Annotated in this window: 11 protein-coding genes and 2 tRNA genes; 5 read left to right on the top strand and 8 right to left on the bottom strand. The window is 44.6% G+C overall.

The window, feature by feature from the left end:
• Positions 1-47: 47 nt before the first annotated feature.
• Both BDI_RS10080 and BDI_RS10075 read left to right on the top strand, forming a co-directional pair.
• Positions 48-121, top strand: a tRNA-Asp gene (locus tag BDI_RS10080).
• Between the two features lie 33 nt (positions 122-154).
• Positions 155-228 (top strand) — tRNA-Asp (locus tag BDI_RS10075).
• A gap of 810 nt (positions 229-1038) precedes the next feature.
• Here the strand turns inward: BDI_RS10075 and BDI_RS10065 are convergent.
• From BDI_RS10065 to BDI_RS10040, 6 genes are all read right to left on the bottom strand, one after another.
• Complete coding sequence (locus BDI_RS10065; protein ID WP_005854563.1) at positions 1039-1446, bottom strand: helix-turn-helix domain-containing protein; 408 nt, start codon at positions 1444-1446, stop codon at positions 1039-1041.
• 155 nt (positions 1447-1601) lie between these two features.
• Positions 1602-2435: a DNA-formamidopyrimidine glycosylase family protein gene (locus BDI_RS10060; RefSeq protein ID WP_011966659.1), complete on the bottom strand. Its 834-nt coding sequence runs from the start codon at positions 2433-2435 to the stop codon at positions 1602-1604.
• Between the two features lie 87 nt (positions 2436-2522).
• Positions 2523-3512 carry a fimbrillin family protein gene (locus BDI_RS10055; protein ID WP_005864624.1) on the bottom strand — a complete coding sequence of 330 codons (990 nt, stop codon included), beginning with the start codon at positions 3510-3512 and terminating at the stop codon, positions 2523-2525.
• Positions 3513-3555: 43 nt separating this feature from the next.
• On the bottom strand, positions 3556-4020 hold the full coding sequence (locus BDI_RS10050) for a YybH family protein (protein WP_005864625.1): 465 nt from the start codon (positions 4018-4020) through the stop codon (positions 3556-3558).
• Between the two features lie 83 nt (positions 4021-4103).
• A complete protein-coding gene (locus BDI_RS10045) occupies positions 4104-4982 on the bottom strand; it encodes an AraC family transcriptional regulator (RefSeq protein ID WP_011966658.1) in 879 nt (292 codons plus the stop codon).
• Between the two features lie 13 nt (positions 4983-4995).
• The gene (locus BDI_RS10040; protein ID WP_011966657.1) at positions 4996-6165 is read right to left on the bottom strand and encodes an esterase; all 1170 of its coding nucleotides are present in this window, start codon (positions 6163-6165) and stop codon (positions 4996-4998) included.
• 347 nt (positions 6166-6512) lie between these two features.
• On the opposite strand from BDI_RS10040, the gene BDI_RS10035 reads away from it, so the two are divergent.
• Positions 6513-7895 carry an OmpP1/FadL family transporter gene (locus BDI_RS10035; RefSeq protein WP_011966656.1) on the top strand — a complete coding sequence of 461 codons (1383 nt, stop codon included), beginning with the start codon at positions 6513-6515 and terminating at the stop codon, positions 7893-7895.
• Positions 7896-8111: 216 nt separating this feature from the next.
• On the opposite strand, the gene glgP is transcribed toward BDI_RS10035, so the two are convergent.
• Positions 8112-10682 carry an alpha-glucan family phosphorylase gene (glgP, locus tag BDI_RS10030; protein WP_011966655.1) on the bottom strand — a complete coding sequence of 857 codons (2571 nt, stop codon included), beginning with the start codon at positions 10680-10682 and terminating at the stop codon, positions 8112-8114.
• A gap of 73 nt (positions 10683-10755) precedes the next feature.
• Complete coding sequence (locus tag BDI_RS10025; protein ID WP_011966654.1) at positions 10756-12414, bottom strand: glycosyltransferase; 1659 nt, start codon at positions 12412-12414, stop codon at positions 10756-10758.
• A gap of 128 nt (positions 12415-12542) precedes the next feature.
• On the opposite strand from BDI_RS10025, the gene BDI_RS10020 reads away from it, so the two are divergent.
• Both BDI_RS10020 and BDI_RS10015 read left to right on the top strand, forming a co-directional pair.
• Positions 12543-12833, top strand: coding sequence for a hypothetical protein (locus tag BDI_RS10020; protein ID WP_005854588.1), 291 nt, complete (start codon positions 12543-12545; stop codon positions 12831-12833).
• 2 nt (positions 12834-12835) lie between these two features.
• A complete protein-coding gene (locus BDI_RS10015; RefSeq protein WP_008773478.1) occupies positions 12836-13384 on the top strand; it encodes a 1-acyl-sn-glycerol-3-phosphate acyltransferase in 549 nt (182 codons plus the stop codon).
• The last annotated feature ends 125 nt before the right edge of the window (positions 13385-13509 follow it).

Genomic DNA, 13509 nt, shown 5'->3' with positions numbered 1-13509 from the left:
ACTTACCTTTGCACCGCAATCGAGAGAGATAGCGATAAAAGAAAAGAGGTTCGGTAGTTCAGCTGGTTAGAATACATGCCTGTCACGCATGGGGTCGCGGGTTCGAGTCCCGTCCGGACCGCCTCTTTTTCAAAATTATTATTGATTATAAAATGGTTCGGTAGTTCAGCTGGTTAGAATACATGCCTGTCACGCATGGGGTCGCGGGTTCGAGTCCCGTCCGGACCGCTTTCAAAGAAAGCAAAATAAAGTAAAGCTCTGTAATTTAAAAATTACAGGGCTTTTTCTTTTTCCTCACTTATCAAGAATGACGGCTCACCTGCAAAACTCTATGTTTGTAAAACACTCGCAAAAGCAGGGGGCGGCAATCTGTTTTGCGGTTGGCTTCAATGATGTTGTAAGCGAAAATGCGATAACCTTGACGTTTTGTTTGAAAATCCGGGATTATGATGACAGGGCCTTTTTGCGAATAGAAGAAATAGGGAGTGCTTTATGTTCAAATTATCCATTTTACCCTGTTTTTTTGCATGAATATCTCTGTTGGGAGACGAAAGTAATGGGATTAGGTAACGCGAAAGCCAGTGTTAGGCAACGCTACCGTATGTGTTTGGCGATACATACGGTAGGAATTGGGTACGCAACCTATAGGAATGGACGATGCATCCGTATGAAAAGCACCTTTCTCCTGCATAAATAGGAGATAGGATGAATTAATCTCGCTAGAATGAAAGGGTATATTTAAGCAAAGTGCTATAATACAATTGATTGCTGATATTTTTTCTCGTATTTGGTAACAGCATGTACCTTTGCCCGGAAAAAACGATTCTCCGGGGCTTCAGATTACATATTGTCATATTGTCAATTTGAGCGTATTACTTATCTTTTGAGTCCCTACCGTTGTAGAGACATATGCTATATATCCCACTATCCTGATAGAATCTTAAAGTTTCCATTCCGAGGGGATGAGACGCAGCACGCTACGTCTCTACAACAAGGCGACAAATTATATATATTAGCTGCGATTTGCTGGGACAAATCTTACATCTTGTCCTTTACTATTTCCTTCAGTAATTCGATTACGCTGTCTTTCTCTTTTAGCATTCGCTCATATAAGGCGTTTTTCTCGTTGTATAGTTCGATAACTTTATCGATCGGATTGAATGTCGGATTATTAAATATTGAACCTGCTTTATCATATAAGGTGCTAGAGACAATATTAATAGACGCAGCGTTATCAAGTTCCGTAATGGCTTCCACCGGAATGTTCAAGGCTACGGCGATCTTATCCAAGATCTCCTGTTCCAACGTCTCTTTTTTCTCATAGCCAGAGAGGGTCGCCTGCGATACTCCTATTTCTTCCGCAAGAACGTCTTGATTTACATTACGCCATTCTCTCCACCGGCGTATATTAGCCCCATGGTTACATTTCTTCGCTGTCGTTTGCATTGCTTAATTAGTATATAATATTCAATCAGACAAAAGTATGAATTTAATTTGGGTGATGCTTGTTTGATAGAGTAATATTTTATCTGGTGGAGATAAATATATTATGTATCATTGCGATAGGACGTATTCCGATCCCTGCTTATGCGGATCTATTATTAATTTGCCGCACTAGGCTGGCAATGCGGGCAATAGTAAATGCTGCCTCCGAGGTAAGCCTCTTTCTGTATCCGTTCGCCACAGACGGGGCAAGGGTCATGGTAGGTGTTCTTCGATAGGATCGTGCGGTAATTGCCTAAGGCGCCGTATAGATCCTTCTCCGTATCCCGGCCTCCTCGGCGAGTCATCTCTTCCAGCGTGGATTTCACGGTGTTGAAGAGGCGGTCTATATCCTCTTCTGATAAAGTCGATATTTTTCGTTTCGGGGAGATCCGGGCATTGAACAAGATATCTTGGCAGACTCCGTTGCCCAGGCCCGGAATACGTTGCTCGGTGGCGAGTAACGCCTTTGCGGATATATCTTTCTTGAGATTCCCGATGAGACTGATAAAATAGGTTTTATCGAATCTCTCGTCCAACGGACATAGCTTATGGATGCTACCTTGGTAATAGGGATTGTCAAACTCGCCTTTGAAAGCGTAGATGGAACCATACATCGAAACCGTGAAAGCTAGGAACGAATCGTCCTCGAATACGATCATAAGCTGATATTTCTTCGGGGCCTTTTCTGCGGAGGTATAATAACGCATATTGGTTCCGTCTCCGATTAAGAGGTGGGTATCTGCGTCCATAAAGATGTCCACGAATGCGCCATAGCCTTGGGCGCCTAGGACCGTTCGTCCTACCAGCCTATTGGAGTATTCCGCCGGATCGCCATTATAGAACGTGAAGCGGTGAGGACTGTTCGACTCGATAACATGCGCTATCCGTTTACCCTTTAGCGTTTCGCTAGCCTGTTTGCCAATGGTGGCGGATTCGGGAATCTCAATCATATTCGTATTGTTTTTAGAGGTGACAGGGTAAATATAGGCATATTTTCCGTACCAATATTCATTGATACGGAAAATAGGAACCGGGCTTTAATTCTGGGTCGGATAAAGGGGCTTTCCTGTCTCGTCCACATCTGTCCAGTCTTTTACGTTGACACTGGCCAAAGTGACCGAATTACCGTTGATTACCGCTTTAAATAAATAAGAGTTTCCCGCTTTCAACTCGCCATCCGGAAGAGGGATCTGGGTGGTATAGGTGCGGGTACTGTTTTCATTGTCGGCGGATATTTCCAGCGTGAGAGTCATGGGAGCCGTATGTCTTATCGGCAACATGATATATTGGGCTGTTAATCCGTTTATCCCCATCTTATCCGCTTTTCCGAAGGCGGTAGCAGGAGTGATGACACCTGTGCCCAGATCCATGGTAGCCCCAACCACGGGAGGAGTGATCATGGCGGAGACCAGTTGGTTGATCGTGATACCTTCACCGCCGGTTAATTCTACTACGACTTGGGTAGCCACATGCCCATAAACAATCGGTATATTGATTTGGGAGCTATTAACATCCTGTTGTATGGCGCTCCACCAAAGATAATCGATACCGTTGAAGAGGGGTTCGGATACGCCACTCGTGAATGTCGGGGGGATCGTGGAGAAATTGTCGGATACGGCGTAGAAATTATAAGTGCCATTGGAGAGAAACATTTTATATCCGTCACTTCCTGTTAACACCCCGGGAGATGAGGTTATGTAAAGGCCTGACGCCTCGGGGCTTCCCTTGGTTCCTGCGCTGCTGTCGAAGACATAAACCCTGCTTTGTATCCCTTTATTCATGGGAGACATGGAACGTAATAGGTTCCGGCCCTCCACGGAGGCGTTGAAGGTCACCAACGTGCTGTTTCCCGGGTCCTCGTTTCCCGAAGAGCCGTTCGGGGTTGTTCCATCCTCAAAAATAATCGTGTTCTTGTTGCATCCGGCGAGGAGTAACAGGAACATCGTGCTAAATGTAAGCGCATTTGCCGCTTTCAGTAAATTCCGTATCATATAATTTGTGTTTAGTGAATAGTCTATATAATACATTTTACGAACCGTTTTGGTTCAGAAAGCGGCAAATGTTTTAACTTTAATCTAGCGGTTTCACGTAAGACCAGTGGGTTTGTATGATCTTCCATTGGTTGTCGGGGTTGCGTCTGTAAACCTCGGTGCAGTTCCATTTTATTACCTTGTCGGATAAGTAGCTATCAAGGTTGAAGGTGAGTACCGCTATGTTTTGTGCGACTTGTACGACCGGGCGGATCATGTCGAAATGATCTGCCGGAGGAAGTTGCATACCTTTATAATAAGTGCGCAGTTGTTCCAATCCCTCTATTTTCGTCTCTAGGGAAGGATCGAAGTAAATCACGTCGGTGTCTGAAAGCTCTACGAATGCCATCGGGTCGGTCGAGGCTAGAGCCTCTTTTTCAAGGGAGATGATCATCTCCGGGATGTTCTCGTTTAATGTTTTGTTCTCCATATTCTTTTGTTGTGCGTTAGCGGATAACGTGCTTCCTAATATGAGAGCCGCTATCCATGATTTGTATTGTCTCATGATGCTTTATTTATTGATAGAGGCAAAATTAGACATACCGAATGGAGTTCGTATAATACGTATAAAGGAGGAAATAGTACTTTTTACGGTTTTGTATTCCTGCGATAGTTTAGCGGGGTCATGTTTGTTTGGGAACGAAATAGACGGATGAAATAGGATGGATCCTCGTAACCTAGAGCTTCCGTTATGGCGGATATAGGCAAGTCTGTATAAGTCAATAGCCGTTTGCTCTCGATTAGTATTTTGTTTAGGATGTATTGTTTAGCGTTGATGCCCGTAGCGTTTTTCACGATCTCATTCAGGTAGTTCGGGGTGATGCAAAGCTGATCGGCATAGCTCCGGATGGAATGATCTTGCTTGAAGGAATGGTTTACTAACTCGATAAATCGGTCTACATAGATGCTTTTAGATCGGGTGTTTGTGTCTGGTGGTAAAGCGTTCGAGTTAGAATATAACCTGTTGAGCAACATTAATGTCTCGTACAACAAGGCCCGGAGTAAGTGTTTGTCTTTCGACTGATAGTTCTTGATCTCTTTATCGATCTCCGAGATCAACTCGGAGATGCGGGCATAGGCTTTCTTGTCGAGACTGAGCTTGGAAGACCGTCTTTCCGTATGGAAATAAGAGAGGTTCCGGAGAAATGCCGGATCATTGAAAAAAGAGAGCAGGAACTCTTCCTCAAAGATAAGAGCGAATCCGTCTTGTATCGTTTTATCGTCCCATTTGCGTATTTCGCCGGGCCGGGTAAAGATGATATCTTGAGGCTTTACCCGGTTCGCTTGATGATCGATAAGGAATTCTCCCTCCCCGCTAGTGATCAATGTTATATCGTAATACGTCAATATATGTACGGGTTGTTCCTTGAGATACTTCTTGATCGTGTTCAAGGGAACGACGTCGATAAGTAGCTCATCGCCGTATTTGTGTTTATAGAAGTCGTATTGCGGTATATTATGATTCATCTGCTCATGTCTTTTATTTGAAAAGCATAGGAGCGAATTGGAGGAGATAAGCCCGCCAATTGGCCCAGATATGCCCTCGGGTGGATTCTACGTACTGGTATTTCATACCTAGGCTATCCATTCGCTGGCGGAATTGCTGGTTCGCGTCGTACAGGAAATCGTCCTTTCCGATACCGATCCAGAACAATTGATAACCGGATCTCTTGAGGTTTCCTAACTTCTCGTCGAGGTTCGTGTACATCGGGCTATTGGGGTCTACACCATTTGCGCTGAGCCCAGCGGAGAAAAGTCCTATATAGTTAAAATAGTCCGGATAATTCAATGATATATATAATGTATGGAAACCACCCATCGAAAGTCCGGCTATGGCTCGGTGTCGCTTATCCGGGATCGTACGGTAACGGTTATCGATGAAATGAATGATCTCGGTGAAACTCTTCTCGTACGAGCCATCCTTATAACCGGGGAAGCTGTTGCTCATGGCCGGCTTGTAATTCAGGTTATCGGGCGTTTCGCCGGGAGCGGCCTGTTTACTGGGATTGCCGTTTGGCATAACGACAAGCATTGGCTGTATCTTGCCTTCGGCAATCAAGTTATCCATGATACGGGCGGTACGGCCAAGCTCCAGCCAAGCGTTCTCGTCGCCGCCACTGCCATGTAACAGGTACAGAACGGGATAAGACTGGATGTTCTTATCGTAAAAAGGAGGTGTATAAACGCTAAGCCTACGTTCGCTCCCGAGGATATCCGAGTGATACCACGTGGTCGTTACATCGCCATGGGGCACGTCACGTACTTGATAATAATCCCCATTTCCCCCGTTGATATAGAACAGGCTGAACAAGGTGCCTACGTCACGGCAAGAGAATGGGTTGTTTGGGGCGATGTTGTAAATACCATCTATGTTTAAACGATAGGTGTACATTTCGGATGGCAGTGGGGGAGTCGTATAGCTCCATGTACCGTTTTTCCCTTTCGTCATCTGGCCATTGCCCTCGTTGGCTTCCCAGTCTCCTTTTACGGAGACGGACTTCGCCTTTGGGGCTTCTACATAGAAAGTAACGCTATTGTCTGGGTTGATCACGAGAGGTTCTACCTTATCGGTCTTGAATCCTACGTTCTGTTGGGCGAAAACCATGGATAGCGGCAGTAAGAGAGCTGCGAGTAATGCTAGTCTTTTCATTTTATCTATACGGTTTAAAGAATTAAGTTATAGAGACAAATATACGATTTATTTCGGAAAAATAGAAGTTATACTTACTTGGCACTTGTAGTATATCTTTTTGGGTAAAGTAAGTATATCTTCTTTAGTACTTGCTGTATATATCCTTTTCTGATTAGGATGATTCTTTTTGATTATAACTAATACCTGATTTCACGTTACTACCTTTGCGGCTCTTCTATTGTTAATTAGTCTTATATGTTTGCACAGTATTTGCTGTTTTGTGCGGCACATTTTTATTAAAAGTGTGCAGTGTTTGAAAAAAGTATTTATCTTTGCGACCGTTTTGTAATCAAGAAAAGTAAAACATGAAGAAAAAAGTAGTATTAGGTGCGGCATTGATGATGATGCCTTTGGTTTCTTTCGCTGGAGGATATTTGACGAATACGAATCAGCATGCAGCCTTTTTAAGGTCACTTTCGCGAGGTGCTGCAATTGATATAGACGGCGCTTTGTCAAACCCGGCGGGTCTTTCTTTTTTGCCGACAGACGGTTTCCGCGTTGGTGTGAGTATCCAAAGTGCTTTCCAGACCCGGGATATCGATGCCTCTTTCAGTACATACAATGGTTTCGACCCAGTGAATAAGGTGCCGACAGTGAGCGACGTTCCCTATAAAAAGTATTACAAAGGAAAGGCAGCCGCTCCCGTGATTCCGAGTGTTTTTGCGGCTTACAAAAAAGGTGATTGGACGATCTCCGGTTTCTTTGCCATTACGGGTGGAGGTGGTAAGGCTTCGTTTGACGATGGTCTGCCAATGTTCGAATCGGCTGCTATGGCCGGTATCTTCAAGGAAAGTGTAGCGAAATATATAAAGACTGGCGGTCAAAGTCCCATCGTCACGCCGGATATGTATACTATTAACAGTGCGATGGACGGAAAACAGTATATTTATTCCCTACAACTTGGCCTATCATACAAGATCACGGATTGGCTTTCTGCCTTTGCCGGTGGCCGGATGAACTATTTCTCAGGAAACTATGACGGGTATCTGGATGCAAAATTAAAACAGAATTTTGGTGGAGCGGATTTAATGAACCTGGCTTTGGATTGCGACCAGACAGGTTGGGGGTTGACACCGGTTTTGGGTGTCGATGTCAAATATGGTAAATTCAATTTCGGAGCTAAATATGAGTTTAAGACGAACTTGAACATCGAAAACAATACCAAGAAGTTGGATTATCCCGACAGTGCGGAAGGTTTGGTTGGCCCTTATAAGCATGGTGTAAATACGCCGAACGATATTCCTTCCATGCTTTCGGTGGCAGCTTCTTATCGGTTTTTGCCCATGTTGAAGGCTTCTGTTGAGTATCACTTCTTCGATGATAAGAAGGCGGGAATGGCCGGTGGAAAGCAGAAGGAACTGGAAAGAGGTACGAATGAGTATCTGTTTGGTATAGAGTGGGATGTTGTCAAGAGATTGACCATTAGCGGTGGCGCTCAAATTACAGATTATGGTTTGTCTGATAATTTCCAAAGTGATGTTAGTTTCTCCTGCGATTCTTATTCGCTGGGCTTTGGTGCTAAAGTGATGTTGAGCGAAAAAATGGCTTTGAACGTGGGATATATGTGGACAACTTACCACGATTATACCAAGAAGATGGACAACTACTGCGGCACGGGACTTCCTGGGCAGAATGTGTATAGCCGCACCAACAAGGTGTTCGGATTAAGTTTGGACTACGCTTTCTAAGCTTGAAAATATTCGTATCCTATTGAAAAAGGAAGCTGCCTGTCGTGTGGCTTCCTTTTTTTAATTCATGGGTATTCAACGGACTATATGAAACCCTATGCATTACGGCTCGTAACCATAGGTTTTAGTCGCTGTAAAGCATAGCTGGGTATGGCATAAAAAAAGAGGGTGCATGACGCATCCTCTTTCTTGATTATTTGTTTTACTTGTTGCCGATTATAACTGAATCCAACGTACATAAGCGAAGTCCATACGGTGAGGCAACTCCTTGTTTACAGGATATACACGGAAGCCTATCTTATGGTTACCAGCCTCGGAAGGAGTGGTCGTTAACTTGAAGAATAACTTGGAGCCTTCTTCCTTCATCAACTCGAACTGAGCGGTATTGATTGGTGACAGCGTGTGTTTCTCCGGATCTTCCTTCATGACAACCATTTCAGCACCTAACATACCTTGTAGTTCATGACGGTCGATTACCAAATTGAAGTTGTATTCTTTTCCTACAACCGGGCCATTCACCGTCAAATCTTGGTCGCAAGTGAAAGATTCCACTTGGAAGCTATCCCAATGTTGCGCAACTTCCTCTTTCCAAGCAGCTAATTGCTTAGCGATCTCGTAGTTGTTAGCGGAAATATGAGCGGAACGAGTAGCCAATTTGTGATAGAAACGATCCTCATAATCGTCCAACATACGTTTCATCGTATAATCCGGAGCGATCTTGGCGATAGAGTTCTTGATATATTGGATCCAGTCCGGAGAGTAACCCTTGCTGTTCTTAGCGTAGTAAGTCGGGATGATCTCAGTTTCCAAGCAATGGTAGATCGTAGCCGCATCCAATTGGTCTTGGTATTGCTGGTTCTCATAAGTACGCTTGTCGGTCAATGCCCAACCTGCGCCTTCTACGTAACCCTCATACCACCAACCGTCAAGAACGGAGAAGTTCAATACACCGTTCATCTCGGCTTTCTCACCGGAAGTACCGGAAGCCTCTAACGGACGAGTCGGCGTGTTCAACCATACGTCTACACCAGAAATCAAACGACGGGCCAAACGCATATCGTAGTTCTCCAAGAAGATGATCTTTCCTAAGAACTCCGGACGGCGAGAGATCTCTACGATGTGTTTGATCAAACCTTGACCACCACCATCAGCTGGGTGAGCCTTACCGGTGAATACGAACTGAATCGGGAACTTCTCATTGTTAACGATCTTAGCCAAACGGTCTAAGTCCGTGAACAACAAGTGCGCACGCTTGTAAGTAGCGAAACGACGACCGAAACCGATCAGCAAGGCATTCGGGTTGATCTTCTCTAGGATAGAAACCACCTTGGAAGGATCACCTTGGTTCTTCAACCAGCTATCTTTATATTGAACACGGATGTAATCAATCAATTTATTCTTCAAGGTCATACGGAGATTCCAGATTTCCTCGTCGGATACATTCTGAATTCCTTCCCAACATTTGCGATTTGATTGATCCTCGAAAAGCTTCGTGCCTAATTTATCCGCATAGAATTTCTTCACCTCGGTAGCGGCCCAAGTCGGCATATGTACACCGTTCGTTACATAACCAACGTGCAGTTCATCCGGGAAGTAACCTTTCCAAACCGGGGCGAACATGCGCTGAGAAACCTTACCGTGCAACCAGCTTACGCCGTTAGCCTCTTGGCAAGTGTTCAAGGCGAATACGCTCATGGAGAATTTCTCGTTAGAACCTGGGTTCTCACGTCCCATGTCGATGAAATCTTGCCAGCTAATACCTAACTTGCCGGGGAACTCACCCATGTAACGTCCGAACAAACCCTCGTCAAAGTAATCGTGACCTGCCGGAACCGGAGTGTGTACCGTATAGAGGGCGGAAGCACGAACTACCTCCAACGCTTGGTTGAATGAAAGGCCGTCGTTCTGGATATAGTCTACCAAACGCTGAGCGTTGATCAAAGCGGCGTGTCCCTCGTTGCAGTGATAAATTTGTTTCTTGATACCTAACTTGTTCAGCATCATGATACCACCGATACCCAACAAATACTCTTGTTTCATACGGTTTTCCCAGTCGCCACCATATAATTGGTGCGTGATGGAACGATCCCATTCGCTGTTCTGAGGAATATCCGTATCCATTAAGTACAAAGGTACACGACCTACGCTAACTTTCCAGATATGAACGTAAACGGTTCTGCCCGGATAAGGAACTTCCAATACCATCGGCTCTCCGTTCGACTGCAATACCTGAGTCAACGGCAGGGCGTTGAAATTTTGCGGCTCGTAATTGGCGATCTGCTGACCGTCCATGGACAAAGTCTGTGTGAAATATCCGTAACGATACAAGAAACCTACGGCACATAAATCGATATTGCTATCGCTGGCCTCTTTCAAGTAGTCACCGGCTAATACTCCCAGACCACCTGAGTAAATCTTTAATACATTGGTCAAACCGTACTCCATGCTGAAGTAGGCTACAGACGGTTGTGTCTTGTCGGGTTTTACATTGATATAAGCTTTGAAATCAGCGTATACCTTTTGGATTTCAGCCATTAACTCCTTATCTGCTAAGATCTCTTCCATACGTTTGTGTGAAAGGCTTTGCAATAGCTGTACAGGGTTACCTTCTGTGGATTTCCAAAGTTGTTTGTCGATCTTGCCAAATAGTTTAGCGCCTTCATGATTCCATACCCACCAAAGATTCGTAGCGATCTCATTAAGTGGTTCCAACTGTTGTGGAAGCTTGGAATGTGAGTAGACGTCCTTCCAAATAGGACTGTTTGCGTTATTCGCCTTAATTTTCATTATCGTGAAGTTTAAAGTGTTTGTCTAAAAACGAGTGCAAAGATAGCATTATCTTATTAATTATGAGCAATATTTAGCTGTTTCTTTCCTCGGCATGCTTTATGGCGATATCGAATGCGGTCAGATAATAGTCGATAAACTTGCTCCATTCAGCTTTTCGAGCGAGATCGAAACAACGCTGTTTGATTTCCTCGATGTCCGTAGCATCCTTTTGGCTGAGAGCCAGGATGGAGTTCATGATAGCGTCCGCTACCTCAAAATAATTGAAATCCGTACGATTAATAACCTCTACGCCTTCGCTAAGGTTATCTCCGGATACCGTTTTCTTCGCCCACATACCGAAACCAGCCAGATTGGTCGTGATCGTCGGTATACCGAAAGCGATACTTTCCAGCGGGGTATATCCCCACGGCTCGTAGTAGGAAGGATATACGGTAGCGTCCATCCCTATCAGCATATCATAATAGGTCTTATTGAAAATACCTCCTTTACCGTCCAAATAACAAGGAACGAATATGATCTTTAGTTTTTCGGATGCCGCGTTCGTGAAGCCGGCGTGGTTGATATAATTCAAGACCTTATCTTCTGGCATATTATGCAACCAGTGCGTAATGAAAGGGATTTGAAGCGGAGAGGTCGTCTTTATGTCCTGCTCGATCGCCTCTTTTAAATCCGCACGGGCAGCACGTACCCAAGCCGGTACCATGATAAAGGCGACGACCTCACGCTGCAGGCGTCCGGACGTACGTACACGGTTCATCGCCTCGATGAAGACATCGATACCTTTATTTCTGTATTCATAGCGGCCACTGGTGGAAACCAGCAAAGCGTTCGGGTCGATGGAACAGCCCAATAATTTCTCCGCTACATTAATTAATGTACGACGTGCCTCCTTCCGCTTTTTAGCGTATTCCTTACCCTCGGGTACGAAGTTGGGCTCAAAGCCGTTCGGGGTAACGATATCCGGTGCCTTATCCAATAACTGTTTACATTCACGGGCCGTGATATCGCTTACGGTCGTGAAGCAATCCACGTAATGGGCGGCCTGCTTCTCTACGGAATGCTTGGCCTCCATGTTTAGCTCCTTAGCCATCTGATCGCCGTTGTAACCGTCCATATAAGCGTATAACGCTTTGTTGTTACCGGCGATAGAGCGTCCGATCGATGTGGCATGCGTCGTGAAAAGTGTCGCTATGGCAGGGATTTGCTTTTGAATGTAAAGCGCTCCCATCGCCAACATCCATTCATTGAATAGGGCGGCGACTTTCTTGTTTTCCAGTTTGTAGAAGTGATAGAAACTCTCTATTACCTTACCGACCGCATATGCGAAGATACAAGACTCATCGTAATCGCCGTAGGCGTGGATGGAGTCAACTCGGAAATTTTCCCACATAGAATAGAAAAAGGCGTCTCGTTCACTGAAGTAGGACTTGAAATCTACCAGTATAACAGGGGGGGTACCCGGTACGTTCCAGCGACCAACCTTAACTTTCAAGTGATCTACTGCCTCGGCGTGCTTTCTCCAATCCTCAAACAAAGATGCGTCTTCCGTAAAATCGGGAGCGGTTGTGTTTGCCCACACATCCGGACCGATGAATATTACTTTGTCGTTAAAAATTTGTTGAAGCGTATGAGCTTTAGTCGATAGTACGGTATAAATACCTCCCACTTTATTACAGACTTCCCAGCTGCTTTCAAAGAGAAACTCTGGCGTCTTTATCATTTCGTTCATATTTGATTTGTTTATAATCAATGATTTCACCGCTGCAAAGATAATTCATTTTATGTTTTTTCTTGGCCTTTCCTCGGTATTTAATAACATATGTTCTATATTTGTGGATAATTAAATATGAAATAATTATGGCTAAAAGAAGAATTTTAAAGAAAGAGATCAGCTACGTGGCTGGTGAATTGTTCACGGAAGCGCTGGTTTGCAAATTGTATATACCCGGAGTAAATCAAGAGAAAGCGGATGCTTTGATGGCTCGTATCCTAGATATGCAAGATAGTTATATCGTTCGTGCCGGACACCCCGACGGCAAGGATAACAAGGCTCTCGTACGGAATTATTATCGCAAATTAAGAGAGGACTTGCAAAACGAGGTTAACGCTATCGCCGACGAGATAGGAGAGTTGAGCAAGGACAAATAGGCATGAAGAAGGCAATTAGTAAGGCGATACTCCGTATGGCGGGGTGGAAGCTGGGCCCGGTGGATGGCGTGGATTTGCCGAAATGTATCGTATGTGTGGCTCCGCATACCAGTAACTGGGATTTTATCGTAGGGAAACTTTTTTATACCTCGATCGGGTGTAACGCCGGTTTCCTTATTAAGAAAGAGTGGTTCTTTTTCCCTTTTAATTTGCTGTTTAACTGGCTGGGAGGTGTTCCGGTGGATCGTGGTAAACGTACGTCGGTGACCGATCAGATGGTGGAACGTTTCAAGACCAGTGAGCGGTTTCAATTGGCCGTCACACCGGAAGGTACCCGGAAGCGGGCCAAGGACTGGAAAAAAGGATTCTATTTTATCGCTTTGAAAGCGAACGTGCCGATCGTGGTGGCTTATTTTGATTATGGAAAGAAAGAGGTGGGTACGAAGGGTGTTTTTTATCCGACAGGTGATGTGGATAAAGATATCCATACGATACGTGAGATGTATCGGGGAGTTACCGCTTGCCATCCTGAGAATTTCGTACAGGTATAGGAGTTTTATGGTGAAGAAATAAGAGTTTTACTATAGGAAAACAAAAGTTTTCCCTAAGAGAAACAAAAGTTTTGCTATGAAGAAACTACTGTTTCTTCACCATGAAACTGTTTCCTTGTCACAAT

The organism is Parabacteroides distasonis ATCC 8503 (assembly GCF_000012845.1).
GTDB classification, from domain to species: Bacteria; Bacteroidota; Bacteroidia; order Bacteroidales; family Tannerellaceae; genus Parabacteroides; species Parabacteroides distasonis.
Note: the sequence above shows the minus strand (reverse complement) of the source record. Positions and strands in the feature narration are given on the sequence as shown.